A 26,394-nucleotide genomic window follows, 5' to 3' on the forward strand; every position below is an offset into this window, starting at 1 on the left:
AGCCTTCCGACAGACCGGACACGGCCGGATCAGCCCCCATCATCATCGATGGGAACCGGCCAGAGGTCCGCTGGGCGCCCGCCCGTCTCTCCGTTGATCTCGGAGATATTGGGGTAAAAATCGCCGACGATACCCCGATATCTCCGAGATCAACGGGGGAAGGCGCTGCTCAGGGTGGTTGAGGTACGGGCCGGGAGGGGAGGGCGCCCCTTCCGGCGCCCCCTGCAGGCCGTCCCCAGCCCGGCTTCGAAGTCAGGGGTTCCTGAGGATGACGAGCTGCCGGGTCGCCCTGGTCATCGCGACGTAGCGGTCGACGGCTCCTTCGATGCCCTCGCCGAACCCCTCCGGGTCGACAACGACGACCAGGTCGAATTCGAGCCCCTTCGCCAGGCCCGGGGTCAGCGACCGGACGCGGGACGTCTCCTGGGAATCCGCCTGGGGCGTCGCCCGGAACGTCGTCTGGAACGTCGTCTGGAACGTCGCCTGGAACGCCGTATCGCCGATGACGCAGGCGGTCCCCTCCGCGTTCTCAGCCAGCCAGGTGTCCAGGACCGACCCCAGGTCCGAAACAGACCCGCGGACGACGGGGATGCCGCTGCTGCGGATGGACGTCGGCACGTTGGCGTCCGGGAGGGCGGCCCGGATGGCCGGCTCGGCCTCCACCATGACCTCCTCCGGCGTCCGGTAGTTGATGCTCAGTGAGGCCAGGTCGATCCGGTCGAACCCGACCCGCTCCAGCCGCTCCCGCCACGACTCGGTGAAACCGTGCCTGGCCTGGGCGCGGTCCCCGACGATGGTGAAGCTCCGCGACGGGCAGCGCAGCAGCAGCATCTGCCACTCCGCGTCGGTCAGCTCCTGCGCCTCGTCCACGACGATGTGCGCGAACGGGCCGGCGAGCAGGTCGGGGTCGGTTCCGGGCAGTGCGGCCTCGTCGACCAGGCTGTCCCGCAGGTCGCGTCCGTGCAGCATCGTCACGGCCCCCTCACCGTCGTCATCGGCGTGGAGGATGTCGTCGATGACGCTGCTCATGCGCTCGCGTTCGGCGGCGGCCGTGGCCTTGTACCGGCGTTTGCGGCGCGGCGCCTCCGGGTCGCCGAGCCGCTGCCGCGCCGCGTCCAGGAGCGGCAGGTCGGACACCGTCCAGGCCTGGGAGTCCTCGCGCTGCAGCCTGCGGATCTCGTCGATGCTCAGCCAGGGCGCGCACTTGCGCAGGTAGGCGGGGACCGACCACAGGTCGCCGACGAGGTCGGTCGGTTCGAGCAGCGGCCACGCGCGGTACAGGGTCCTGATCAGCTCGGTGTCCTGCAGCAGTGTCCGGTGGATGAGGTCGGGTGAGATGTCGCCGTCGTCGTCCTCATCGCTGTCGCCGCGGCTTCCGTCGGCGTACTTGTCCGCCAGGATCGCGGCCAGCTCCTCCAGGATCGGCTCCCGGGCCTCGTTGTGCGGGATGCTCCGGTCCAGCGCGTCGAACGCCTCGGCCCAATCGTCGGCGCTCACCCACATCTCGAACCGGTCCGTCGCGACCGCCATCCCCTTCGCGGGCGGCTGCTCGTAGAACCTGACGGCCTCCTCGATCGCCTTCACCAGGTCCGCCGACGACTTCAGGCGGGCGACCTCCGGGTCGGCCTCGGCCGCTGCCGTAGCCCCCTCAGGGACGAGGTCCCGCACGGTGCAGGTCTGCACGCCCTCCTCGCCGAGGCTGGGCAGGACGTCGGCGACGTAGGCCAGGTAGGGCTGGTGCGGGCCGACGAACAGCACACCTCCCCGGCGGTGGCCGAGGCGGGGGTCGGAGTAGAGGAGGTGGGCGGTGCGGTGCAGGGCGACGACGGTCTTGCCCGTGCCCGGGCCGCCGTCGACGACGAGGGCTCCGGCGGAACCCGCGCGGATGACGGCGTTCTGGTCGGCCTGGATGGTGCCGAGCACGTCCCGCATCCGGGCCGACCGGTCGGCGCCGAGGCTGGCGATGAAGGCGGACTGGTCGTCGAGCGCGGCGTGGCCGTCGAAGCCGTCCGAGGTGAACACCTCGTCCCAGTAGTCGCTGATCCGGCCGCGGGTCCAGCGGTACCTGCGGCGGCTCGCCAGCCCCATCGGATCGGCGTGCGTCGCCGCGAAGAACGGTTCGGCGGCGGGGGAGCGCCAGTCGACCAGCAGGCGGTTGCCCTCGCTGTCGGCGAGGCCGAGGCGTCCGATGTAGACGGGTTCGGGGGCGTCGGCGGCGTCGGTGGCGTCGGCGGTGACGATGCGCCCCAGGCACAGGTCCAGGCCGAAGCGCCGCAGGGTGCGTAGGCGTGTGGACAGCCGGTGGATCTCCAGGTCCCGGTCCAGTGCCTCCCGGCCTCTGCCGCCGGGTGCTCTGCGTTTGGTGTCGAGGCGCTGGGACAGGTCGGCGATCGACCGGTCGAGGCTTTCCGCGATTGCCGCGAAGTGCCGCTCGTCGTCGGCGATCAGCCGCGGGTCGGCCTTGGGAGAGAGGCGGTCGGGCAGGTCGAAGGCGCTGGTGGCCTGGGGAATCACGTCGTCTCCCATGTCGAAGGTGGTGAACACGGTCGACGATTGTCCGGCATGACCCGGGTCTTGCCGCAAGCCCCGGGGTCTGCTATAGATTAAGACTGGCGGGGAGTGGCCGGAGCCCTCCCCTTTTCGTTTGCCCGGATTTCCTGGTGTCGAAGGACGGCCTTCCCGCGCGGATCCGAGCCGTCGGCGGGCAGCGGTACCTGCGACCGGTCCGGGCACGTCTGCTCCGAGGGGGTGCTCGCCGCCCGCGGGGCCGCGGCTGAGTTCGCGTCGCTTACCGGACGTGGTCGGCGAGGCGGACGACCGCGCTGATCAGTTCGGGGCCGTCGAGGAGGGCGAGGTCGTTGTGGTCGGCGCGGTCGACGGCGACCTCCTCGAAGAGGTTGGCGGAGGCGGCGGCCACTTCGCGGCTGAAGTCGGGCGGGACGATCGTGTCGCGGGTGCCGTAGACGACCGTGGTCGGCGACTCGATCTCGCGGACCGCGTCGGCCACCGGGTAGTGCTCCTTCAGTAGCGTCCGGACCGGCAGGAACGGGTAGTGGTAGCGCCCCGCGTCGGCGAGTTCGGTGAACGGCGAGCGGAGCACGAGGCCCGCCGGAGCGCGCTCCCGTGCGAGGCCCGCGACGACCGCGGCGCCCAGGCTCTCGCCGAAGTACAGCGTGTCCTCACGGGCGTATCCCCCGTCGGGGCCGAGTTCTTCCAGTGCGTCGGCCGCGGCGGCCACGTCGAGCGCGAGCCCGTCCTCGGTGGGGCTCCCGGGGTTGCCCCCGTAGCCGCGGTAGTCGAACAGCAGGACGGAGATCCCCTGGTCCGCGAGTGCCTCGGCCAGCGGGGCGCGCACCTCACGGTTCCCGGCGTTGCCGTTGGCTACCAGGACCGCCATGCCGCTGTCGGTTTCCCTGGCGGGGACGAACCAGGCGCCCAGGTCAAGGCCGTCCTCTGTCGTCAGGGTGATGTCCTGGGCGCCGTCGATGACCTCGGCCGCGGGTGGTACGTCTCCCCGGGCCGGGAGGTAGATGAGCGAGCGCTGAAACGCCCATATGAATCCCACGAACACCAGGATGACGGTTGCGACGACCGCGGTGAAGGTCAGCCCGGGGCGTAGGCACCCGCCCTCCTCGGTTGCCGCCGTCTCGGAGGCCATGCCGTGCTTCCCCTCCTGTACCTCGGCTTCCTGCCGTCGTTCCGTGTTCTCCCGGCCGGGCGGACCACCGGCCCCTGGGGCGGGAGCAGGTGTCAGTTCCCATGCCCGGGGGCGGGGCGGGTGATACCCGGCCGGAGCGGTCGGTCCGGCCGGTCGCCGAGGATCGCCGGTCGTGCCGACCCCGCCGGGCTCCCCGGCCTCGCCGGGCTAGGTGATCGGGACGCTGACCTCGCCGAAGGGGCCGGCGTCCAGGGTCACCTCGTCGGTCTCCGGGGACGGTGCTGGGAAGAGCATCGCGAGCCGGAAGGTCTCCCCTGGTTCCATCTTCCCGACCCGCTCGGCGACCGGCGCGTATTCGCCCTCGTATTGGAAGAGGAGCGGGTAGCGGGTCAGTTCCGGAGTGGACTGGGTGATCCGGAATCCGCTCAGCGACTCGCCCCTGCTGGTCGAGTACCGCCTCAGGGACCGGTCGTCTCCCAGGTCGGGTTCGGCGCCCAGCTCCCCGGTATTGGTGAGTTCGAACTCGGCGACCAGGTGGGCGCCGTCGCGCAGCAGGGGGTAGACGGCGAGTTTGAAGTCGTCGTGCCGCTGGTCGGCCACGGGGTCACCCGGGTCGGTGCGGTAGGACGCGGGGGCGGAGACATGCCGTTCGGCGGCGGCGATGCCGGAGCCCTCCTGAGCGCCGTCGCTGCCCCCGCCGCTGTTCCCGGATACGGCATGGTAGGACAGCTCCACGCGGCGGTTGCGCTTGCGCGCCTCCTCGTCGTCCGCGCCGCCCTCGGCGGCCAGCGGTTCGGTACTGCCCTTTCCGGAGACGTCGTAGTCGTAGCCGGTGTCCAGCAGCGCCTCCAGCGCCTCCTGCACGGCCTGTGCCCGGGCTTCGGAGAGCGTGCGGTTGTAGTCGTCGTCGCCGACGCCGTCGCTGTGTCCGGTGACCACGATGGTCCCGCCGTCTCCGGTGGCGTTGGCCTCGATCGAGGCGGCGGCGTCGGCGAGCAGGTCGGCGGCCTCGGTGGTGAGTTCGGATTCGTCGAACGCGAAGAGCACGTCGGCGGCCAGTGCGATGGTCTCCTGTTCGCCTTCGCGGATCAGGGTGGCGTCCGCCCCCTCGACGTAGCCCTCGGTGTCCAGGACGGTGGCGTGCTCGTCGCCGTCGGGTTGGCGTACCGGCCAGTCGAGTGTCTCGCCGGGCTCCGGCTCGCGGCTCTCGCCGTCGACGCCGGGTGCGGGAATGGGCCGGTGCTCGTCGACCCGTTCCACGGGGACACCGGTCATCGCTCCCGCACCGAAGCCGAAGAAGGTGACGTGGTCGGTGTTCTCGGGGAGCGGGGGGAAATAGAAGCGGAATGCGTTGTCGGCACCTTCGAAAAAGGGAACGCGGGCCCCGTCGCTATGGCTGCCGTAGTACTTCGGGTTCCTGTGACCGAAGGGCTGGTCGGACAGGGGCGGGTACGCCGCGCCGTCGACGGGGTCCATGAGGGTGGGCATGGTGCTGTCGACTGAGGGGCCGCTCATCGTCTCACCCTGGTTGGTGAGGGTGAGGTGGACCGCCGTGGACTCGTCCGTTGTCTCGACGGCGTCGAGTCTCAGCGTGGCCGACGCGTTGTCGCCGCGTTTGTTGGACAGCATCACCTCGCGGGTGAAGGCCTCGGGGCGTACGACATCCGCGCTCCGGTCGTCTTCGGTGTCGGCGGAATCGGCCTGCTGGGCGTCGTTGAACAGGCCGCATGACGACGTGGCAAGGATGACCGGTGCGAGTAGTGCCATGGTGCGGATGCGTCTGCCCAGGCGGGGGTCTGCCGCGGCGCGGTCGCCTGAGCCGGGCCGGATGAGGGGTGGCATCGGGGATCCTCTCGGTGGGTCGGGGCAGCGGAGATTCTTCCACGGTGTTCGGCGCATGGGGGCCTATTAAGGTTCCACGATGTTTCGCTGAGTGGCTGGAGATACCGTGGATGCGCCGATGGGCCCGGTGCTGAACCATCCACGAGGACGAGGAAGAAGGTCGAATCGACAGGATGCTTCGCCTCGGTGAGGTTATGGGGAAGAGCGCATAAGTGTCGGCGGGCGAGCTTTCGTCATTCGCCTTCGGGAAGCAGAACGAGGGCGATGGCGGTGGTCCATGCGAGGCCGATTGTGATGGAGATGCGCTGGTAGAGGCCGCCGAGTTCGGTGTAGCCATCCGTTTGGGAGAAACCCATGCCCGCGAGTAGGAAGAAAGCGACGAAGGCTGTCGCGGTGAGGGCGGAGTAGGCGGCGAGGAGCCGGCGGCGGGTGCGTAGCGACCAGAGGGTGAACGCCATGCAGGCCAGAGGCAGGCCGAAGAAGAACAGCATGGAGAACGCGTCGTGCGCGATTCCGGGTGGTGTATAGATCAGTTCGTCGGGGGTGCCGGGCGGGTAGCCGCTGACGGGGTCGCCGGGGAAGAGACCCGCGCCGATCAGTCCGACGCCGCAGGCCCCGAGGAGCCATGGCTTGAAGCCGGTGCGCCCGGCGAGAGCCGGGGCGCGGCGGACGCCGAACGCGAACGCGGTCAACAGCGTGCCCACCACGAGAAAGTTGGCGACCTGCGTCCACCCGGCGCTTGTGAGCGCGAGGGAACTGACCGGGTGGCGGAGCTGGTCGTAGTCAGGGCGCAGGCTTCCGGTGATGAGGAAAGCGGCGACGAAGATCGGACCTGCCGCCGCCCCGCACAGTAGGAGTCTGCGTGTCGCCACCACGGCCGTCCCTCTCTGCCGACTCGGTGGAGTCGGGTTCGGTGCGTCTGCGTGGGGAGCCTAGTGTCCTGATTGGTTAGTTCGTTTATGGTTGTGGGATGAGTCTTCCCGGACCGAAACCGCCACCGCTGGACCTGTCCGAGGACGAGCGCACCGAGCTCCAGCGGTGGGTCAGACGCCGCAAGACCGCCCAGGACCTGGCCCTGCGGGCGCGGATCGTGCTCGCCTGCGCCCAGGGCATGTCCAACGCCCAAGTGCGGCGCGAGCTGGGGGTGTCGGCGCCCACGGTGACCAAGTGGCGGCAGCGCTTCGCCGAGCACCGCTTGGAGGGCCTGACCGACGAACCACGGCCGGGCCGGCCGCGCACCGTCACCGACGCCCAGGTCGAGGCGGTCGTGGCCGCGACCCTGGAGACCAGGCCCGCCCACGGCACCCACTGGTCCACACGCTCCATGGCCAAGCACACCGGCCTCACCCAGAACGCGGTCTGGCGGATCTGGAACGCCTTCGGCCTGCAACCCCACCGCACCGAGTCGTTCAAGCTCTCCACCGACCCGTTCTTCATCGACAAGGTCCGCGACGTGGTCGGCCTGTACCTGGACCCTCCCGAACGGGCGGTCGCGCTGTGCGTGGACGAGAAATCCCAGATCCAGGCCCTCAACCGCACCCAGCCGGTCCTGCCGATGATGCCCGGCACACCCGAGCGCGCGACCCATGACTATGTGCGCGCGGGAGTGACCAGCCTGTTCGCAGCCCTGGACACCGCCACCGGCCGGGTGATCACCTCCATCCACCGCCGGCACCGCGCCACGGAGTTCAAGAAGTTCCTGGCCAAGATCGACCGCGAGGTCCCTGCCGAGCTGCAGGTACACCTGGTCCTGGACAACTACGCAACGCACAAGACACCCGAGATCCGCAGGTGGCTGCTGCGCCACCCCCGGTTCCACCTCCACTTCATCCCGACCGGCTCGTCCTGGCTGAACCTGGTCGAACGCTGGTTCGCCGAGATCACCGAGCGGCTGATCCGCCGCGGCACCCACCGCAGCGTCCAAGCCCTGGAAAAGGACATCCGCGCCTGGGCCGCGTCCTGGAACGAGGACCCCCGCCCATATGTGTGGACCAAGACCGCCGAGGAGATCCTCGACAGCCTTGCCTTCTACTGCCAACAAATCAACAAACGAACTAACCAATCAGGACACTAGGGCGTGTTTGGCGGATGCTTTCCGGTGAGCGAGCGGCCGTCCGGGGCGGCGCTCGCAAGCCGCTTCACGAAGTCAATCCAGGTCGGCTTTACGAGTGGAGCGGCGCAGCGAGCGTCGTTCCGGTGGCCGCGAGCCGGGAATGATCCGTCAAACACGCCCTAGTGGCGGGTGGGTTTCGGTGGGAAGTGGAAATCGGCTATGTGGTTCGCGGTCGATATGGCGGTGCTTTTCCGATGCGGGCTGCCGTCGGGTGGTGACGGATACCGGGACGGTGGGGGCCGGGGGGTTCAGATGCCGAGTTCTCGTCGGGCTTTGGCGTAGGCGTGGCCCGGGGCGATGTGGACGATGCCCCAGGGGAGGTAGGCGGAGACGCGGCTTCCCGCGCAGGCGAGGAGCCGGCGGGCGCGCCGGGTGTCGCCCGCGAAGTAGGCGGCCGCTCCGAAGAGGTGGGCGGCGACGGCCGACTGCGGGTTGGGGTGCGGGGCGACGAGCCAGCGGTCGGCGGCCTCGGCGATCTCCGCGGCCACCGGCGGGCTGGAGATGCAGTCGCGGACGAACGACGCGTGGTTCACGTCGTCCGGGACATCGTTCAGCAGGTCGGCGATGACCTCGAAGTGGGCGAGGGGGAGCACGGCGGAACGCGGGTCACCCGCCTGGCAGGAGTCGGCCACCTCGCGTGCGAAGGCGAGGAGCTCGTCGTGCGAGCCCTGCCACTTCCGGCACAGGACCTGGGCTCGGGAGTAGTGGCCGGCGAAGGTCTGCGGCGCGCGTGTGCGCACCTCGTCCCAGATGCCGTCCATCTCGGAGCGGTCCAACTGCATGCCGAGGCCGAACCACTGCAGGCAGTCCCACGGGACGGGGTCGTCCGGCCGCAGTTGCGCGGCCCGGAGAAGGGGGTCGGATGCCGTCGCGAGCAGCGCCCAGAACCCTTCGAACCGCTCACTGCTGACGTACCTGGCGCGGGCGGCGCCGCGGATGTTCCACGCGGCCCGGATGCGCGCGCAGCCGAGCCAGAGGAGGCCGTCGGCGTCGTCTCCCGCGAGGCGTTCGATGGCGTCCAACCGGGAAGCCGCCTCCCGCGCGAGGATGTTGGCCCGGATCGCCCGCAGGTCCCAGTTGCTTCCGGCGGCCTTGATCAGCTCCAGTCCAGGGGCCAGCCGCCCGGCGCGGATGTCGGGAAGGACGCGGTCCATCTCCGGGTCGTCCCAGACCTCCCACCCCACCTCCATGCCGGAGGTCTTGTCCATGACGGTGGCGACGGCGTTGACGAACTTCTCCATGAGCACCGGACAGTTATATCCCGGCCGGTGAGGGAGGTTCGTGGGATTGCGGTCGAAAGCGGAGAAAGTGGTGATGATCGCACGGTGGCGAGGCGGGTCAGCAGGGCGTGGTTTCGGCTGGGCCTATTCGGTGGATTGTGTAGGGACGATTCCCGGTCGGTGCGGCGGGCGTCCCGGATTCGTGACCAGAGTCCGATCACGTTGGGTGATCGGATTATGGGCCGTGTTCAGGAGAGCGCTGGTCGTCGGGGCCTTCGTGAACGTCGTTACCTGCGGTGGTGCGGTGGTCGGCCGCCCGGTGGGCCCCGAGGGGTCGGATGCCGCGGCGACACTGTGTGTTCTGGCGACATACATCACACTTCGCACCCCCTGAGTTCGCGGTCGGGTCAGCGCCACCATGCCTTTTGCGTGATTCGTTGAATCTCGCTCCTCGATTTCCGGGTTGTCTGTTCCCTGCCCACGAACCGGAGCATCCCCTATGGCCCACAGCACCCCCTCCACCGGTGACCAGCCCACCGCGATCGTCTACACCGACCGGTGGATGCGCCGCTACGACCTCATCGTCTGCACCCTCTCCACACGCCTCGCCTGGGGCTGCTCCGAGCCCCGGCTCGTCGAGCACTACCGGCGCAACCTGCGCGAGCGCCACCTCGACGTGGGGGTCGGCACCGGCAAGCTGCTGGACACGGCCGGCGCACCGGCCGGGCGGGCCGACTTCGACGAGCTGCACATGCTCGACATCAACGCCGTCCCGCTCCAGATGACCGCGCACCGCCTGCGCCGCTTCTCCCCGGTCACCCACCAGGCCGACGCGCTGGCCACCTGGCCGCTGGAGGACGACAGCCTGACCTCGGTCTGCGCCTCGCTGATGCTGCACACCCTCCCCGACCAGGGCCGCGGGTTCGCCGCCAAGACCGCCTTCTTCGACCAGGCCGCCCGCGTGCTGGCCCCTGGCGGCCGGTTCTTCGGATCCACCATCGTCAACGACGTTCCGTTCGCCCGCCGCTGGCCGGTGGCCCGGCTCCTGATCTCCACCTACAACAAGCGCGACTTCTTCACCAACGCCAACGACAGCTCCACCGACCTGCGCGCCGAACTCGAAGCGCGCTTCGACAACGTGCGCGTGCGGGTGCGCGGCTGCACGGCGCTGTGGGAGGCGGATGCACGATGAACGCACCGGTCCTTCGCGGCGCCGTCGACGTGGCGATCACCGGGATGTCCTGCCGCCTGCCCGGGGGCGTCAGCACCCCGGCCGAGCTGTGGGACGCCCTGCTCACCGGGCGCGACCTCATCAGCGACACCCTCGCCCCCGGTGACGAACGGCCGGCGGAGCTCCTGCCCGCCGGCCTGCTGTCCCCCACCGAGTTCCAGGGGTTCGACGGCGACCACTTCGACGTCCCCGACTTCGAGATCGACATCATGGACCCGCAGCAGCGCTGGCTGTGCGAACTGGTCGACGAAGCCCTGCAGGACGCCGGAATCGCCCCCGCCTCCCTCCGCGGCAGCAACACCGGCGTGTGGATCGGGTCGGCCGCCGTCGACCAGGCCATCATCTCCCTCGGCCCGCGCTACGACACCGTCCTCACCGCCCTCGGCGCGGCGCCCAGCATCCTCGCCAACCGCATCTCCTACCACTTCGACCTGCGCGGTGCGTCGATGACCATCGACACCGCGTGCTCCTCCAGCCTGGTCGCCGTGCACAGCGCCATCACGGCCCTGCGCGCGGGCGACGTGGACCTCGCGATCGTGGGCGGGTCCAACGTCCTGCTGAAGGAGAACCACTCGGTCGCCTTCCGCGCCTCCGGCATCCTCGGCCCCGGCGGCCGCTGCCGTCCCTTCGACCAGAAGGCCGACGGCTACGTCCGCTCCGAGGGCGCCGGTGTCGTGGTCCTCCAGCGCGCCGACGACGCCCGCGCCCAGGGCTCTCCCGTGCGCGCCCTGGCCGTGGGCAGCGGCGTCAACTCCGACGGCCGCTCGCGCACCGGCATCGTCCGCCCCAGCCCCGAGAGCCAGAGCGAGCTGCTGCGACGCGTCTACGGGCGCTCCGGTGTCGACCCCGCCACCGTCGACTACGTCCAGGCCCACGGCACCGGCACGCGCGACGGCGACAGCGTCGAGGTGCGCTCGCTGGGCGCGGTCCTGGGCCGCGCGCCGGGGCGGGAGCGCCCGCTGCTCGTGGGCGCGGTCAAGTCCAACCTGGGCCACACCGAGGGCGCGGCCGGGATCGTCGGCCTCATCTCGACGGTGCTGGCCATGCGGCACGCCACCGTTCCCCCCGTCATCCACCACACCCAGCCGCGCCGGCGCATGCCCAAGGACGGGCTGGTGGTCCCCACCGAGCCGCGGCCGTGGCCCGCCGGCGAGGTCCGCGTCGCCGGGGTGAGCTCCTACGGCTTCGGCGGCACCAACGCCCACGTCGTCCTCCGGTCACCTGAGCCGGCGGCCGACACCCGTGATCCCCGCGACGAGGCCACGGGGGCCGCCGCGACGGACTCCGCCCGGCTGATCCCCGTGTCGGCCGGCACCCCCGCCGCGCTGGCCGCCACCGCCCGCCGCTGGGCCGACCGCATCCGGCCCGACGAGGACCTGCGGGCGCTCGCGGCCACCGCCGCGCACCGCCGCGACCACCTGGGGCGGCGCGCCGCCGTCGTCGCCGACAGCCCGCAGACGGCGCGGGCGGCGCTCCACGCGCTCGCCCGCGGCCGGGAGCACCCGGCCCTGGCGGGCCCGCATACGGCACGGGACGTCGAGCGCGTCGTGTTCGTGTTCTCCGGCCACGGCGCCCACTGGACGCGGATGGGGGAGCGCCTCGCCGCCACCGAGCCCGCCTTCGCCGCCGCCCGCGACGCCGCCCACGCGGCACTCGCCGCCCACCTGGACCGCGCCCCCTGGACACCCGGCGACCCCCTGCGCGGTATGGACACCATCCAGCCCGCGCTGTTCGCCGCCCAGGTCGGTCTGGCCGCGCTGTGGCGGGAGCGCGGCATCACACCCGACATCGTGGTCGGCCACTCCATCGGCGAGGCCGCCGCCGCTCACACCGCCGGGGCCCTCGGCCTACAGGACGCCGCGCGCCTGGTGGTCGAGCGTTCGGCGCTGCTCGCCGAAGCCTCCGCCCACGGCGGGCTGCTCGCCACCGACCTGGGCGCCGAGGCCGCGGAGAAGGCCGCGGCCGAGTCCGGGGCGAGCGTGGCCGTGTACAACGGCCCGCGCGCCACCGTCCTGGCCGGCGCCCACGCCGCCCTGGCCGACCTGCACGAGCGGTTGACCCGCGAGGGGGCGCAGGCCCGCCTGTTCGACGACGCGACCCCCGCCCACAGCCCCCTCATCGCCGAACGCACCGCCCGACTGGAGGAGGCGCTGGCCGGTCTGCGCCCGGAGGGCGGGCACACCGCCATGTGGTCGACCGCGACCGCCGCCCCCATCGACGGCACCGACCTCGATGCCGCCTACTGGGGCCGTCAGCTGCGCGCCCCCGTCCGCCTGCAGCCGGTCGTGGCCGAACTGGCGGCGCGGCACCGCTGCCTCTTCGTCGAGATCGCGCCGCGCCCGGTCCTGGCCGGAGCGCTGGCCGACGTCATCGCCGACGTGCCCGGCTACGACGCCGACGATGCCCCGGTGGTCGCCGCCACGCGCCCCGACACCGACGGCGCCTACGACGAACACGCCGACCTGCTGCGCGCACTGGGCGAGGTCGCCGCCCACGGCCGCACCCCCGCCTGGCCGGTGCCCGCCGACCTGGACGCCGTGGACCTTCCGCTGCGCCGCTGGTCGCGGCCGGGAGCCGAGCACGACGACGCGCTGAGCCGCGCTGTCGACGCGGTCCGGTGCGCCGCGAGCGACCGGGAGCGCGACACGGCCGCCGTCCGCCTGCTGGGCGACCTCGTCGCCGGGCTCACCGGGCGGCCCGACGGAGGGCTCGCCGCCGACGCCCCGCTCTACGAGCTGGGTGTGGGCTCGCTGGACGTGTTCCGGCTGCGGGCCCGCCTGCGCAGGATCACCGGCGCCGACATCCCGGTGGTCCCCGACTCGACCCTCGTCGGCCTCGGCCGGGAGCTGGCGCTGTGGGCCGTCGACCAGGGCGGGACGCGGACCGAGGACCCCGGCACCGACCGGCCCGGTACCCGGGTCGAGCACTGCGTCGCTCCCGCATGAGAAATCCGCATGGCCGCCCCCTTCGGACGCGGGGGCGGTCTGTGGGACGATGACCCCGCTATCCGGCCGATGCCTCGATTCCGGCTCATCACCCCACGTGTGCGCGAACATGCCCAGGCCCCGCAGAGCCGCGCCTCGGCCGGTTACGGACAGTGAGGAGATGATGTGCGCAGAATAATGATCGTCGGCGCCGGCCAGAGCGGGCTCCACCTCGCCCACACCCTGCTCGACCACGGCTACGACACCACGATCGTCACCGCTCAGAGTTCCACCGAGATCCGCACCGGCCGCCCCTCGGCCACTCAGCTCACCATGCCGCGCGTCCTGGAGATGGAGCGGGCGGCCCGCCTCGACCGGTGGCGGGACCAGGCGCCCCGCTACACCGGCGCGCGGCTGTCCCTGCGCCCCCAGGGCGCGTCCCCCATCGAGTTCACCGGCACGTTCACCACCGGCTACGGCGTTTCGGTCGACCGCCGGATGAAGATGGCCGACTGGCTGGAGCACTTCGAGGACCGCGGTGGCAAGGTCACCATCCACGGCGTCACCGTCAGCGACCTCGACTACTTCACCCGCATGTACGACCTGATCATCGTCGCGGTCGGCGCGGGCGAGCTCGGCGCCCTGTTCGGCCCGGACCCCACCCGCTCGGGCGGCGCTCATGAGGGCGTGCTCACTCAGGCGCTGCTGACGGGGGTCGCCCCGCCGGAGGGCACGGGGGAGCAGGGGCTCGGCGAGGCGATCTCGCTGGGTCCCCGCGAAGCGGCCGACGGCGGCCTGCTGCCCGGCGGCGAGGTCTTCATCGTCCCGATCCTGTGCGCCGACGGCCCCGCCACCAGTGTGTTCGTCAAGGGGCGCCCGGGTTCCGCGCTGGACTGCGGCCCCGACATCGGGGGGCGCGCCACCGAGCAGGAGATCCTCGACGCCCTCATGGGCCGCCTGCGCGAGCACGTCCCCGACGTGGCCGCGCGCTGCGAGGGGGCCGCCCTCGTCGACGACCGGGCCGCGAGCATCGACCGGATCGTGCCGCAGGTCCGCCGCCCGGTGGGCGTCCTGCCCTCCGGGGGACGCGTCCTGGGGATGGCCGACGTGGTGCTGTCCAGCGACCCCATCAGCGGTCAGGGGTGGAACAACTCGACCCTGTGCGCCGACGCCTACCTGCACGCGATCACCTACAGGGGGGAGGCCCCGTTCACCGAGGAGTGGATGGAGCAGACCTTCGACGCGTTCTGGGAGGACACCGGTCGGCACGCGGCGGTGTTCAGCGAGATGGTCACCGGCTTCTGGGCCAACTCCCTGCCCGACCACTTCCCCGAGCTCATCGAGGCGGTCGTCGCCCACCCGGAGGTCCGCGACCGGTGGATCACCGGCTTCGACCGCCCGGACGACTACGAGAAGTGGATGTTCGACCCGGCCAAGGCCCGCGCCTACATCTCGCGGTTCGGGTAGCCCCCACCCGTTCCCACCGCCGCCTCCGTCGACCTCGGGAGAGCGGCCGGAACTCTCGACGAGGTTCCGGCCGCTCTCCCGAGATCGACGGAGGGGCGGGAGGGACCCTCACCACCAGGCCAGGTAGGCGAGCAGGGAGCCGATGCCGATGAGCAGCAGCCCCACCGTGGTGAACATGTTGCGGACCCACGGGCTGAGCCAGGGGGCGGCGACGATGCGGGCGTGTTCGGGGCGGTCGGGGTCGTAGTCGACGGTGACCAGGTCGCCGTGGCGCGAGGCCGTCCAGCCGGTGTTCTCGTGCTTGGCGTCGATGACGCGGCCGTCCTCGGTGTGGAAGCGCACGATCATGCACGCGGAGGTGCTCGACTCGGTGTAGCCGACGATCTCGCCTTCGGCGCGGGCGCCGCGTGCGGCCAGCAGCGCGGAGAAGCTGAGGTGCCGGAACAGCACGCCCAGCATCACCACGCCCGAGATGATGGGCAACAGGGGGTACAAGTCCGCCAAGGTGGTATCCAGTGCACTCTGGTCTCGGTGATGTCGGGGGTACCGTAGCGAACTCGGTCCCGTACCGGCCAGGGGCCCGGTCCCGCCGCCGCGCGACGGGCGGCCCGCTCAGGTGTCCGGGTCGGGGTCGGTCAGCAGGACGACGCGGTCGGCGGTGACGTCGAAGCCGAGGTCCGCGTGGGGGGACCCGCCCTCCGGCGTCATCAGTACGGGCTTGCCGAGGCGGCGCCCGATCGCGCGGAGGAACCCGCACAGCACGTCCAGCCGCTGTTGGCCCTGCAGCTCCCGGAGGTCCACGTCGAAGTCGATCTGCTCGGCGGAGTGCGGGCGGAAGATCGCGAGCACGCCGGGGTCGGGCCACACCCGCAGCTGCGGGTCGGCCTCGTCGCGGCGGGCGACCATCCGCTCGGCGGTGGGCAGCCGGCACACCGCCCCCTCCTCGGTGTACGCGTACCTCCACCCGCGCGCCCGGACCAGGTCGAGTACGGCCTGCCAGTCCGCGACCGACGTGTCGGGGACGTGGACGTCGGGCAGAGTGCCGTTCGGTTCGGGGTCGAAGAGGCCCCGGACGTCCTCCCACCGCAGATCGGCCATCCGCCCATACTGCCAGGATCCGCCCGGTGGCCGGCGCGGCGGCTGCTTCCCACCCCCGTGAACTGGGGGTCTGACCGTGGAGGTGAGACCCCTCCGCCGGGAGGAGGAAGGGGGTACCCCCCAGGGATGGAGAGGTGAATACGCCGGTGGGTCGATGCCGGGGATCAGCGCGCGAACTTACGGTGGGGACCACGGTCGAAAGGGATGCAAACGGGGGTGTCCCGGACGGCCGGGTAGTGAGGACAGGGGCCTAGACAACGCTGGGCGCGCACCAGGCCCCGGGCGATCGGCGGGCTCGGATGGAGTTTTCTCGTATCCGGGCCCGCCTTCGAAACGTGCAGAGCGGACACTCTGGTGGAGGACCTGCACTGGGATCTGCGCCGACGGCGGTTCAGATCTTCAGGGGCGGGTGCAGGTCCTTCATGGACCAGGTCCGTCGTCGTTCCACCGACATCCAGCTCAGCACCAGCGCGCCCACCAGGTAGGCGGTGAGCACCCGGACGGCCTCCCACACCGCGGTGAGCTCGCCGCCGCTGATCAGGTGGCGCAGCGCCTCCACCACGTGGCTCATCGGCAGGTACGGGCCGACCTCCCGGAAGAAGACCGGGCTGGTCTCGATCGGGTAGGTGCCGCCCGCCGAGGTCAGCTGCAGCATCAGCAGGACCAGGGCCACCCCCTTGCCGACCGCGCCGAACCGGGCGACGAGGAAGTGCACGACGGCGGTGAAGGCCCCCGCGGCCAGCACGAGCACGCCGACCACGCCGGGCCAGTGCCGTGCCTGCAGGCCCAGGCCGAGGTGCAGCACCCCCAGCATCAGCACGACCTGGGCGGTGGCGATGGCGAACCCCGGCAGCCACCCGGCCAGCGCGATCCGCCAGGACGGCGCGGTGGACGCCAGCCCGCGCCCGCTCAGCGGCGGCAGCACGATGTAGATGACCATGGCGCCGACCCACAGTGACAGCGCGATGAAGAACGGGGCGAACCCGGTGCCGTAGTCCGGGGCCTCGTTGTCGATGGTAGAGCTGAGCCGCACCGGTTCGCTCATCATGTTCCCGCGGTCGCGCCGGTCGGCGGCGTCGAACGTGGGGATGTCGTCCGCGCCCTCGACCAGGCCGTCGGCCAGCTCGTGCGCGCCGTCCCGCAGCTCGCCGATCCCCTCGTCGAGGTCGCCCGCGCCGGAGTGCAGGTCGCGGATGCCCTCGTCCAGGTCCTTGGCGCCGCTGTCCGCGCTCGCCAGGCCGTCGCGCAGGTCGCGGCTGCCCCGGGCGATGTCGGCGAGCGCCGCGTCCAGTGCGTCGACCTTGTCCCGGGCCGCCTCGGCGTCGTCGGCCAGAGTCGGCGCATCCCGCGCGAGCGCGGAGGCGAGCGCGGCGACGCGGTCGGCCTTCCGCTTCACATCGGCGATCTGCCCGCCGCTGTCCCGGACGAAGGCGTTGAGCCGTACCGCCCGTTCGGCGACCTGCCGCGCCTCGGTGAGCAGCGTGTGCAGTTCGGGGTCGTCCTGTTCCAGGTCCGGGTGGGCGGCCAGGTGGTCGCGGAGCCGGTCGCGGATGCCCTCGGCCCGGACCACCCCCTGGGCGCAGCAGTCCGGCAGCCGCCCCAGCGCGGCGGACAGGGTGGAGGCCGCGGTGGCCACGGAGCGGGCCGTCGACTCGATCGCCGGAGTGTCGGTGCGCAGGACGGGGACCCACTCGTCGGCCAGTGTGTCGAGCCGGGCCGTGGCGTCGGCGACCTCCCCGGAGACGGCGGTGGCTCCGTCGGCCAGTTCCCGGGAACCGTCGTAGAGGTCGCCGATGCCCGAGCCGAGCTCGTCCGCCCCCTCCTCTGCGTCGCCGAGCCCGTCGTGCAGCCGCCGGGAGCCGTCCTTGGCGTCGTCGGTGCCGTCGGCGAGCCGCCCGGCGCCGTCGGCGGCCTCCTCGGTCTCATCGTGGATGTCGTTGAAGCCGAGGAACATCCGCTCCAGGTAGTCCTCGGTGGCGGTCCGCCCCGCCGCGGACTGGATCTCCTTGAACGCCGCGGCGAGCAGTTCGCGGACGATGTAGCTGTTGGCGTCGTTGTAGTGCGCCCGCAGCCGCGCGGGGATGGGCAGCGCCTCCTCGTCGGACGGCGTGGCCAGGTCGGCGCTGAAGTCGTGGGGGATGGTGAGGGAGACGTAGTAGCGGCCCGCGGCCACGCCGTCGGCGGCCTCGTCGGCCTCGACGAGGTGCCAGTCGAGGTCACCGCGCCGCAGGAGTTCGTCGGTGAGGTCGTCGCCGGCCCGCAGCTCCTCGCCGTCGGCGGTGGCGGGTTCGTCCTCGTTGACCAGGGCCACCGGCAGGCTGCTCATCCTCCCGAAGGGGTCCCAGAACGCCCACAGGTACAGGCCCGAGTAGAGGAGCGGGACGAGGGCGAGCGCGATGAGCGCCGCCAGGGGCAGCGGGGCGCGGAAGAAGGACCGCACCGAGAGCCACGCGATGCGCAGGGTGGGCAGGAGGCGGAGCCGGGGCCGCGTCATGCGTCGCCCTCCGGTTCTGTCCGCTCGGGCAAGCGGTGCCGTCCGACGTGCCCGGTGTCGAGGGGCAGGACACGGGTGTCGCCGCCGCTGTGGCGCCCGCGCGGCCGGTCCCCATCGGGTCGGGTGAGGGGGATGAGGGTGGTGTCGGTGGGGGTGCAGGTGGGGTCGGTTGTGGTGGTGATGATGGTGAGGCCGTGGTGGGCGAGGTCGGTGAGGGTGTGCCAGAGGTGGGTGCGGTGGGTGGGGGAGAGGCCGTTGTCGATGTTGTCGATGAGGAGGAGGCGGGGTTCGTCGATGAGTGCGAGGGCGATGCCGAGGCGGGTTTTCTCGTTGGCGGTGAGGTCGGAGATGAGGCGGGTGGTGTCGAGGTCGGCGAGGCCGGCGTGGGTGAGTGCGGTGTCGGTGAGGGTGGTGTTGGCGGGGCGGAGGCGGAGGTAGTGGCGTTCGGTGAGGTGTTCGTGGACGCGGAGGTGGTTGTCGAGGTCGTTGACGCCGGGGGTGTGGGCGAGGGCGGCGATGTGGCGGATGGTGCGGGCTTTTTTGGGGTGGGGGTGGCCGTCGATGGTGAGGGTGCCGCTGGTGGGGGTCATGCGGGCGGCGAGGGTGAGCAGGAGTGCGGTGCGGCCGGTGCCGGAGTCGGCGTGGAAGGTGGTGATGGTGCCGGGGTGGGCGGTGAAGGTGATGTCGGTGTAGACGGTGCCTTGGCGGGTGTGTAGTTCGAGGTGGTCGGCTTCGACTCTGGCTCCTGTGGCCCGACGCATGCCTGCCCCCTCTCACCCCGCTTCGTGCGTCCGTGCCTGACACGTGGTCGGGGCGGCGCGGCCCGGCCGACCCCGATTCGAGCTTCGAACTCCGACGTAGCGGCACACAACGCGCCACGCGTGGATTTGGGGAAGTGCGTACCGATAAGGCCATGGTCCGTGATGGACCATGGCCTTATCGGGTGGAGGCGCGCCGTGTGCTCCCGGCCGCCGCAGGGCCGCCGGGAGCACACGGCGCGGTGGTCGGGGCGTCTAGGTGGTGAGGAAGCCGTCGATCAGCCGGACCAGCGTCGCGTGGATCTCCTCCACGGGGCGCTCCGGCTGCAGGGTGCGCCAGTCCAGGGCGACGGTCAGGACCATGCCGAACAGGCCGGAGGCCGCCACGCCGATGTCGAGGTCGCCGGGGAGATCCCCTTCGGCGACCAGGTCCTCCAGCAGCCCGGAGATGACGCCGATCGCCCCGCTGCGGATCTGGCGGACCGTGTCGTACCAGCTCTGCCGGGTCCGCCAGGCCTCCGCCATCAGCAGCCGGGCCAGCGACTCATGGGTACCGATGAACTCCAGCTCGGTGCGCAGCACATTGGCCAGCGCCTCGCGCGGCGGCCCGACCGCGGCCACGTTCAGGTGGTCGGTGAGCCGCTGCACGCCCCACTCCATGAGCGCGCGGTACAGCTCCGCCTTGCCGGAGAAGTTGTAGTAGACCGTCCCCTTGGCGACTCCGGCGCGCTCGGCGATCTGGTCCACGGACGTGGCGCCGAAGCCCTGTTCGGAGATCAGTGTGACCGCCGCCTCGAACAGGCGCCGGCGGGTCGCCTCGCGCCGCGTGCTCATGGGCCGCTCCTGGTGGGATGGGGGATGTAGCGCGGTACCCATTATCGGTTCTCCCGTCTGGGGCGGCCGCACACGCGGCCGCCCCGTTGCGTCGGATCAGACTTTCAGCGCCGGGTGGAGGTCCTTCATGGTCCACATCCGCTTGCGCGACACCGCGAACCACGTCAGCGCCAGTGCCCCGACGAGGTAGGCGGCGAGCACCCCGCAGGCGGTCCACACGGCGCCCAGGTCGCCTCCGCTGATGAGGATGCGCAGCGCCTGCACCACGTGGCTCATCGGCAGGTAGGGGGCGATGGCCTGGAAGAAGCCCGGGCTGGTCTCGATCGGGTAGGTGCCCCCGGCCGAGGTGAGCTGGAGCATCAGCAGTACCAGCGACACGATCCGCCCGGCCGTCCCGAACTGCACGGACGCCCATTGCACGACGGCGCAGTAGGCGCCGACGGTCAGCACGAGCAGGCCGATCACGCCGCCCCAGCGCGCCGCCTCCAGACCGAGCAGCAGGTGCAGGGCGGACATCATCACCAGCACCTGGGCGATGCCGATGGCCACGGGCGGCAGCCACCCGGCCAGCGCGACCCGCCACGAGGGCGCGGTTCCGGCCAGGCCGCGCTTGGAGACGGCCGGCAGCACCATGAAGGTCATCATCGCGCCGACCCACAGCGACAGGGCGACGAAGAACGGGGCGAACCCGGTGCCGTACTGCGGCGCCTCGTTGTCGATGCTGTCGCTGAGCCGCACCGGCTTGCTCATCATGTCGCCGCTGGTGTCGCGCTCGCCGTCGTCGAACGTCGGGATCGCCTCGGCGCCCTCCTCCAGGCCGTCGGCGAGCTCGTGCTGGCCGTCCTTGATCTTGCCGATGCCCTCGTCGAGGTCACCGGCGCCGGAGTGCAGCAGTCCGATACCGGTGTCGAGGTCCTTGATGCCGGTGTTGGCCTTCTTCAGCCCGTCGCGCAGGTCGCGGTTGCCCTTGGCGAGGTCGGCGAGGCCGTCGTTGAGGTCGTTGACCTTGTCGACGGCGTCCTCGGCCTTGTCGATGTAGTCGTCGGCGTCCCCGGCCGCCTCGGAGACCTTGTGCGCGTCCTTGCTGAGCTTGTCGGCCTTGGACTGGATCTGGTCGATCTTGTCCTTGTCGACCTCGACGGTGCCGCCGGAGCCCCCGCTGCCGCCGGAGCCCCCGGCGCGGTCGGCGAGCTTCTTGCCGTCGGTGAGTAGGGCGTAGAGCTGCGGGTCGCTCTGCTGCAGGTCGGGGTTGGCGTCCAGGTAGGACTGGAAGTCGGTGGGGGTCTTCGTCGCGCCCGCCTGCGCCTTGGGCAGGTTCGGGAGGTGGTCCTCCGGGTGGGCGACGGCGTCGGCGAGGTCGCTGATCTCGTCAGCCGTGTCCTTGACCTTCGGCGCATCGTTCCGGATGACCGGGATCCACTCGTCGGCGGCGTCGTTGAGCTTGTCGGTCTTCTCCGCCACCTCCTTGGAGGCCTTGGTGGCGCCGGTGGCGAGCTTCTTGGACCCGTCGTAGAGCTCCCCGATGCCGTCGCGCAGCTGGGACGAGCCGTCCTTGGCGTCGCCCAGGTTGGTGTAGAGCTTGCCGGAGCCGTCCTTGGCGTCGTCGGTGCCGTCGGCGAGCTGCCCGGCGCCGTCGGCGGCCTCCTCGGTCTTGTCCTGGATGTCGTTGAAGCCGAGGAACATCGAGTCGAGGTACTTGCCGGTCGCGCTCTTGCCGGCCGCGGCCTGGATCTCCTTGAACGCCGATCCCATGAGCTGGCGGACGATGTAGCTGTTGGCGTCGTTGTAGTGCGCCTCCAGCATGGCCGGCACCGGGTCGGCCTCGTCCTCGGAGGGAGAGGCCAGGTTGGCGCTGAAGTCGTGGGGGATGGTGAGGGAGACGTAGTAGCGGCCCGTGGCCACGCCGTCGGCGGCCTCGTCGGCGTCGACGAGCCGCCAGTCGAGGTCGCCGCCCTCCAGGAGTTCGTCGGTGATGTCCTGGCCGGCGTGGGTCTCCTCGCCGTCGACGGTGACCGGTTCGTCCTCGTTGACCAGGGCCACCGGCAGGTTGTCCATCTTGCCGAAGGGGTCCCAGAACGACGCCAGGTACAGCCCGGAGTACAGCAGCGGGATGAGCGCCAGTGCGGCCAGGGCGGCGACCGGCAGTGGTGAGCGGAAGAAGGACCGCACCGAGAGCCCGCCGAGCCGCAGTGCCGGCAGTATCCGGACCTTCGGGAGCTTCACGCGTTCTTCTCCTTCGTCTTCTTCTCGTCGTCGCCCGTGCCCGACCCGTTGCGCCGTCCCTCGCCCTTGCCCTCGCCCCGGCCCAGCAGCCCGGCCAGGCTCAGCCTCCGGTGTCGCCCTCGCGGGAGGGGCGGCGGGACGTATTCGTTCTCGGGTCGGGTGAGGGGGATGAGGGTGGTGTCGGTGGGGGTGCAGGTGGGGTCGGTTGTGGTGGTGATGATGGTGAGGCCGTGGTGGGCGAGGTCGGTGAGGGTGTGCCAGAGGTGGGTGCGGTGGGTGGGGGAGAGGCCGTTGTCGATGTTGTCGATGAGGAGGAGGCGGGGTTCGTCGATGAGTGCGAGGGCGATGCCGAGGCGGGTTTTCTCGTTGGCGGTGAGGTCGGAGATGAGGCGGGTGGTGTCGAGGTCGGCGAGGCCGGCGTGGGTGAGTGCGGTGTCGGTGAGGGTGGTGTTGGCGGGGCGGAGGCGGAGGTAGTGGCGTTCGGTGAGGTGTTCGTGGACGCGGAGGTGGTTGTCGAGGTCGTTGACGCCGGGGGTGTGGGCGAGGGCGGCGATGTGGCGGATGGTGCGGGCTTTTTTGGGGTGGGGGTGGCCGTCGATGGTGAGGGTGCCGCTGGTGGGGGTCATGCGGGCGGCGAGGGTGAGCAGGAGTGCGGTGCGGCCGGTGCCGGAGTCGGCGTGGAAGGTGGTGATGGTGCCGGGGTGGGCGGTGAAGGTGATGTCGGTGTAGACGGTGCCTTGGCGGGTGTGTAGTTCGAGGTGGTCGGCTTCGACTCTGGCTCCTGTGGCCCGACGCATCCCCAGCTCCCATTCACGTATTTGAACTGACCAGTCAGTTCAAAAATAGTACGCACGAGAACCCGTTCGTGGCGCCCGCAAACGTGGGTTGGGACACAGTTCTGCCTACAGGGAGGGGAGTGCGAGCACGGCACGACCGCCTGACCGCAGCAGATGGCTGAAATCGGCCAATTTCGTGGGATGTGTTCCCCCGGTGGGGGCAGGAGGCATAGCGTCGGCTCCATCCCCCTGCGATCGGAGGAGCCCAGCCATGCCTCGTCAGCGCCCGGCCGCGCTCGACTCCCCGCTCACCAAGCGGGCCCTGAAGATCATGTCGCGCGTGAACGCCTTCGCCTACCGGGCCACCGACGGCTACGTCGGCGGCAGGCTCCCCGCGCACAGCGGCGCCCCCGACGGCATCCCCGTGTGCCTGCTGACGACCCGCGGGCGCAAGACCGGGCGGCTGCGCACCGCTCCGCTGCTCTACCTGAGCGACCCCGGCTCCGAGGGTGAGCGCGTGGTCGTCGTCGCCTCCCAGGGCGGGATGGAGCGGCACCCCCTGTGGTTCCGCAACATCCTCGCGGAGCCCACCGTCATCGTGCAGACCGGCGGCCGGATGCGCCGCATGCGCGCCCGGGTCGCCGACGACCTCGAACGCGCCGAACTGTGGCCGCGGCTCGTCGAGCTCTACCCCGACTACGCCGACTACCAGTCCTGGACCGACCGGGTCATCCCGGTCGTGATCTGCGAGGCCGCCGCCCGACCGGCCGCCTGATCCGTTCCCGCAGGCCCCGCAGGCCCGGGGCCGGTGCGCGCACCCGGTGCGGCCGTCCACGTCACCGGGAACGCGGGAGGGGAGCCCCCACGACCATGGTGGGAGCTCCCCTCCGCGGGAATGCCGGTGTCGGCGCGCCCTCGTGCGGCGTTCCGCGCCCGACCGTTCCCGTGCGCTTCCGTGCCGGCTCCGCCGCCGGCAGCGAGGCCCGGCCTACCAGCCGCTCGGCACCGGCATGCCCTCGCTGTAGCCCGCGGCGCTCTGCACACCGACCGTGGCGCGCTCGTGGAACTCCTCCAGCGTCGTCGCCCCGGCGTACGTCATCGAGCTGCGCACGCCCGCGATGATGTCGTCGACCAGGTCCTCCACGCTCGGCCGCTCGGCCTCCAGGTACATGCGGCCGGTGGAGATGCCCTCCTCGAACAGCGCCTTGCGGGCGCGGTCGAACGGGGAGTCCTCCGAGGTCCGCAGCTTGACGGCGCGCGCGGATGCCATGCCGAAGCTCTCCTTGTACAGCCGGCCCTGCGCGTCGCGCATCACGTCGCCCGGGGACTCGTAGGTCCCGGCGAACCAGGAGCCGATCATCACGTTGGAGGCACCGGCGGCCAGGGCCAGCGCGACATCGCGCGGGTGCCGCACGCCGCCGTCGGCCCACACCGACCTGCCCAGCTCGCGGGCTGCCGCCGCGCACTCCAGGACGGCGGAGAACTGCGGCCGTCCCACCGCCGTCATCATCCGCGTGGTGCACATGGCGCCCGGGCCCACGCCGACCTTGACGATGTCGGCTCCGGCCTCGATGAGGTCGCGGGTGCCCTCTGCGGTGACGACGTTGCCGGCCACGATCGGCACCTGCGGGTCCAGCGCGCGCACCTTGCTCAGCGCGGAGATCATCTTCTCCTGGTGACCGTGGGCGGTGTCGACGACCAGGGTGTCGGCCCCGGCCTCCAGCAGCTCCGCCGCCTTCCCGGCGACGTCGCCGTTGATGCCGATGGCGGCGGCCACGCGCAGCCGCCCCCCGGAGTCCAGCGCCGGCTCGTAGAGCGTCGAGCGCAGGGCGCCGGTGCGGGTGAGCACGCCGACCAGCGCGCCCTTGTCGTCGATGACCGGCGCGAGGTGGTGCCGGAAGTCGTAGAGCGTCCCGAAGGCCTCCTTCGGGTCGGTGCCCGCCGGGATCGTCAGCAGGTCGGCCGACATGATCTCGTGCAGCTGGGTGAAGCGGTCGACGCCCACGCAGTCGTTCTCGGTGACCACGCCGAGCGGGTGCCGGTTCTCGTCGATGACGATGACCGCGTTGTGCGCCCGCTTGGGCAGCAGGTTCAGCGCGTCGCCGACGGTGCTGTGCGGGCTGAGCGTGATGGGGGTGTCGATGACCAGGTCGCGCTGCTTGGTCCAGCCGATGACCTCGGTCACGACGTCGATCGGGATGTCCTGCGGGATCACGGCGATCCCGCCGCGGCGGGCGATCGTCTCGGCCATGCGTCGGCCCGCCACCGCGGTCATGTTCGCGACTACGATGGGGATGGTGGTACCCGTGCCGTCGTGCGAGGCGAGATCCACGTCCAGCCGGGATCCCACGGCCGAGCGCCGGGGGACCATGAACACGTCGCTGTAGGTCAGGTCATGGTCGGGGACCTGGTTGTTCAGAAAGTGCACGCCTGCTACCTCGGTCGAAGCCGTTCGGGGCGGACGGTGCCGGGCGCCACCGCGATGAGTGGAGACCGGATCGAACCCCCTCTTACCTACACATTATTGCCGGACCGATTAGCCCAGGTGACATGTCGTCTGGAATGATCGGCGGCTGACACAGATCCCCTCCCCACCCGGATACCCTCCCCGCTCACCCGAGCGTGAGCGATCACCCTGCGTGGTCGAAATCCGACACGCGGCACGGGGCCGGAGTCCCGCAGGAGACGACATGACGAGCTTCACACTCGCGGACGTCCGCGAGCGCACCTACAAGAGCCGCGACGCCTGGTGGACGGTGTTCCTCGTCGACCCGCTGGCGTCCCGGCTGGTGGTGTGGACCGCCAACCGCACGAACATCACGCCGAACCAGATCACGTTCGGCGCGGGCGTGCTGGGGGTGGGCGCCGCCGTGTCCTTCGCGCTCGCCGACTGGCCGTGGCTGGTGCTCGGTGCTCTGCTGTTCCACCTGAGCTTCGTGCTGGACTGCATGGACGGCAAGATCGCGCGGCTGAAGAACAACGGCTCGGTCTTCGGCGCGTGGGTGGACTTCGTCTTCGACCGCGTCCGGTTCTTCGGCTGCATGATGGCGCTGCTGATCGGCCAGTGGGCCGCCACCGGCCAGGTCGCCTACCTCGTGCTCGCGCCGGTGGTGATCTTCCTCGACCTGTTCCGCTACCTGAACGGCTCGCAGGTCGCCAAGACCCGCAGCGCCATGCGGGAGAAGCTGCGCGCCGCGGCCGAGGGCCGGGCCGTGGACGGGACGGTCGACGACCCGGAGAGCACCGAGACGGCGGAGGGCCGGCGCGGGGAAGGAGAGGACGGCGAGAACGGGGAGGACCGCGTCGTCTTCATGGAGGAGGTCCTGCGGGACAACCCCGAGCTGAAGGCCGAGGATGTGCGCAACGGCCGGCACCCGGCCGGGGCGCGGGTCATCGACGTGCACCAGGGGTTCAGCCGCAGGTTCGGCGCCTACGAGCGGGTCCGCGACGCCCTGCTGCGCAGCCGGGTCCGCCCGCACCTGTTCAGCGGGATCGAGTTCGAGATGTTCGTGTGCGTCGTCGCGCCGCTCACCGCGCTCCTCTCGCTCGTCACGGGCCTGAGCAGCCTGATCATCCCGGTGACGGTGTTCTCCTGCCTCGCGCTGGCGGCGTTCGAGGTCGTCATCATCTACAAGCTGTGGCTGGCCACCCGCGACTTCACCCGGGAACTCGCCAGGCTCCAGGCCTGAGGCCACCCCGCCCCTCCGACGGTCCCGGGGCCGCCGACCCACTACCGCTGCGCGGTCGGCGGTTTCC

General features: G+C 71.3%; 19 protein-coding genes. 6 read left to right on the plus strand and 13 right to left on the minus strand.

The window, feature by feature from the left end:
• Positions 1 to 252: 252 nt before the first annotated feature.
• The 4 genes from helR to HNR23_RS01485 all read right to left on the minus strand — a co-directional run bounded on the left by helR (position 253) and on the right by HNR23_RS01485 (position 6,372).
• Positions 253 to 2,526 (minus strand): RNA polymerase recycling motor ATPase HelR, encoded by a 2,274-nt coding sequence (gene helR, locus HNR23_RS01470; RefSeq protein ID WP_221308308.1) that lies wholly within the window; start codon positions 2,524 to 2,526, stop codon positions 253 to 255.
• A gap of 262 nt (positions 2,527 to 2,788) precedes the next feature.
• On the minus strand, positions 2,789 to 3,658 hold the full coding sequence (locus HNR23_RS01475; protein ID WP_184072737.1) for an alpha/beta hydrolase: 870 nt from the start codon (positions 3,656 to 3,658) through the stop codon (positions 2,789 to 2,791).
• Between the two features lie 207 nt (positions 3,659 to 3,865).
• Positions 3,866 to 5,500: an OmpA family protein gene (locus tag HNR23_RS01480; RefSeq protein WP_246421523.1), complete on the minus strand. Its 1,635-nt coding sequence runs from the start codon at positions 5,498 to 5,500 to the stop codon at positions 3,866 to 3,868.
• 233 nt (positions 5,501 to 5,733) lie between these two features.
• A complete protein-coding gene (locus HNR23_RS01485; RefSeq protein WP_343070382.1) occupies positions 5,734 to 6,372 on the minus strand; it encodes a DUF998 domain-containing protein in 639 nt (212 codons plus the stop codon).
• Positions 6,373 to 6,470: 98 nt separating this feature from the next.
• Here HNR23_RS01485 and HNR23_RS01490 point away from each other — a divergent pair, with 98 nt between their 5' ends.
• The gene (locus tag HNR23_RS01490) at positions 6,471 to 7,574 is read left to right on the plus strand and encodes an IS630 family transposase (protein ID WP_184072741.1); all 1,104 of its coding nucleotides are present in this window, start codon (positions 6,471 to 6,473) and stop codon (positions 7,572 to 7,574) included.
• A 287-nt stretch (positions 7,575 to 7,861) separates the two neighbouring features.
• On the opposite strand, the gene HNR23_RS01495 is transcribed toward HNR23_RS01490, so the two are convergent.
• On the minus strand, positions 7,862 to 8,860 hold the full coding sequence (locus HNR23_RS01495; RefSeq protein WP_184072743.1) for a glycoside hydrolase family 95 protein: 999 nt from the start codon (positions 8,858 to 8,860) through the stop codon (positions 7,862 to 7,864).
• 472 nt (positions 8,861 to 9,332) lie between these two features.
• Here HNR23_RS01495 and HNR23_RS01500 point away from each other — a divergent pair, with 472 nt between their 5' ends.
• From HNR23_RS01500 to HNR23_RS01510, 3 genes are all read left to right on the plus strand, one after another.
• The gene (locus HNR23_RS01500) at positions 9,333 to 10,025 is read left to right on the plus strand and encodes a class I SAM-dependent methyltransferase (protein ID WP_184072745.1); all 693 of its coding nucleotides are present in this window, start codon (positions 9,333 to 9,335) and stop codon (positions 10,023 to 10,025) included.
• The gene (locus HNR23_RS01505) at positions 10,022 to 13,009 is read left to right on the plus strand and encodes a type I polyketide synthase (RefSeq protein ID WP_184072747.1); all 2,988 of its coding nucleotides are present in this window, start codon (positions 10,022 to 10,024) and stop codon (positions 13,007 to 13,009) included. The genes HNR23_RS01500 and HNR23_RS01505 overlap by 4 nt, the downstream gene beginning before the upstream one ends.
• Before the next feature lie 165 nt (positions 13,010 to 13,174).
• Positions 13,175 to 14,455, plus strand: coding sequence for a styrene monooxygenase/indole monooxygenase family protein (locus HNR23_RS01510; protein ID WP_184072749.1), 1,281 nt, complete (start codon positions 13,175 to 13,177; stop codon positions 14,453 to 14,455).
• A 108-nt stretch (positions 14,456 to 14,563) separates the two neighbouring features.
• On the opposite strand, the gene HNR23_RS01515 is transcribed toward HNR23_RS01510, so the two are convergent.
• The 7 genes from HNR23_RS01515 to HNR23_RS01545 form a co-directional block, all read right to left on the minus strand.
• Positions 14,564 to 14,959: a DUF3592 domain-containing protein gene (locus HNR23_RS01515; protein ID WP_184072751.1), complete on the minus strand. Its 396-nt coding sequence runs from the start codon at positions 14,957 to 14,959 to the stop codon at positions 14,564 to 14,566.
• Positions 14,960 to 15,067: 108 nt separating this feature from the next.
• Positions 15,068 to 15,553 carry a hypothetical protein gene (locus tag HNR23_RS01520; protein WP_184072753.1) on the minus strand — a complete coding sequence of 162 codons (486 nt, stop codon included), beginning with the start codon at positions 15,551 to 15,553 and terminating at the stop codon, positions 15,068 to 15,070.
• Positions 15,554 to 15,944: 391 nt separating this feature from the next.
• Positions 15,945 to 18,047, minus strand: coding sequence for a YhgE/Pip domain-containing protein (locus HNR23_RS01525; RefSeq protein WP_184072755.1), 2,103 nt, complete (start codon positions 18,045 to 18,047; stop codon positions 15,945 to 15,947).
• Complete coding sequence (locus HNR23_RS01530; RefSeq protein WP_184072757.1) at positions 18,044 to 18,808, minus strand: ATP-binding cassette domain-containing protein; 765 nt, start codon at positions 18,806 to 18,808, stop codon at positions 18,044 to 18,046. Before HNR23_RS01530 ends, HNR23_RS01525 begins: the two co-directional genes overlap by 4 nt.
• Before the next feature lie 252 nt (positions 18,809 to 19,060).
• Positions 19,061 to 19,639, minus strand: coding sequence for a TetR/AcrR family transcriptional regulator (locus HNR23_RS01535; protein ID WP_184072759.1), 579 nt, complete (start codon positions 19,637 to 19,639; stop codon positions 19,061 to 19,063).
• Between the two features lie 96 nt (positions 19,640 to 19,735).
• A complete protein-coding gene (locus tag HNR23_RS01540) occupies positions 19,736 to 21,862 on the minus strand; it encodes a YhgE/Pip family protein (RefSeq protein ID WP_184072761.1) in 2,127 nt (708 codons plus the stop codon).
• Positions 21,859 to 22,659 carry an ATP-binding cassette domain-containing protein gene (locus HNR23_RS01545; protein ID WP_184072763.1) on the minus strand — a complete coding sequence of 267 codons (801 nt, stop codon included), beginning with the start codon at positions 22,657 to 22,659 and terminating at the stop codon, positions 21,859 to 21,861. The genes HNR23_RS01540 and HNR23_RS01545 overlap by 4 nt, the downstream gene beginning before the upstream one ends.
• A gap of 250 nt (positions 22,660 to 22,909) precedes the next feature.
• On the opposite strand from HNR23_RS01545, the gene HNR23_RS01550 reads away from it, so the two are divergent.
• Positions 22,910 to 23,413 carry a nitroreductase family deazaflavin-dependent oxidoreductase gene (locus HNR23_RS01550; RefSeq protein WP_184072765.1) on the plus strand — a complete coding sequence of 168 codons (504 nt, stop codon included), beginning with the start codon at positions 22,910 to 22,912 and terminating at the stop codon, positions 23,411 to 23,413.
• 213 nt (positions 23,414 to 23,626) lie between these two features.
• On the opposite strand, the gene HNR23_RS01555 is transcribed toward HNR23_RS01550, so the two are convergent.
• A complete protein-coding gene (locus tag HNR23_RS01555) occupies positions 23,627 to 25,066 on the minus strand; it encodes a GuaB1 family IMP dehydrogenase-related protein (protein ID WP_184072768.1) in 1,440 nt (479 codons plus the stop codon).
• Between the two features lie 262 nt (positions 25,067 to 25,328).
• Here HNR23_RS01555 and HNR23_RS01560 point away from each other — a divergent pair, with 262 nt between their 5' ends.
• The gene (locus tag HNR23_RS01560; RefSeq protein ID WP_184072770.1) at positions 25,329 to 26,327 is read left to right on the plus strand and encodes a CDP-alcohol phosphatidyltransferase family protein; all 999 of its coding nucleotides are present in this window, start codon (positions 25,329 to 25,331) and stop codon (positions 26,325 to 26,327) included.
• The last annotated feature ends 67 nt before the right edge of the window (positions 26,328 to 26,394 follow it).

Origin of the sequence: Nocardiopsis mwathae, assembly GCF_014201195.1 — a bacterium.
In the GTDB taxonomy this organism is placed as follows: Bacteria; Actinomycetota; Actinomycetes; order Streptosporangiales; family Streptosporangiaceae; genus Nocardiopsis_C; species Nocardiopsis_C mwathae.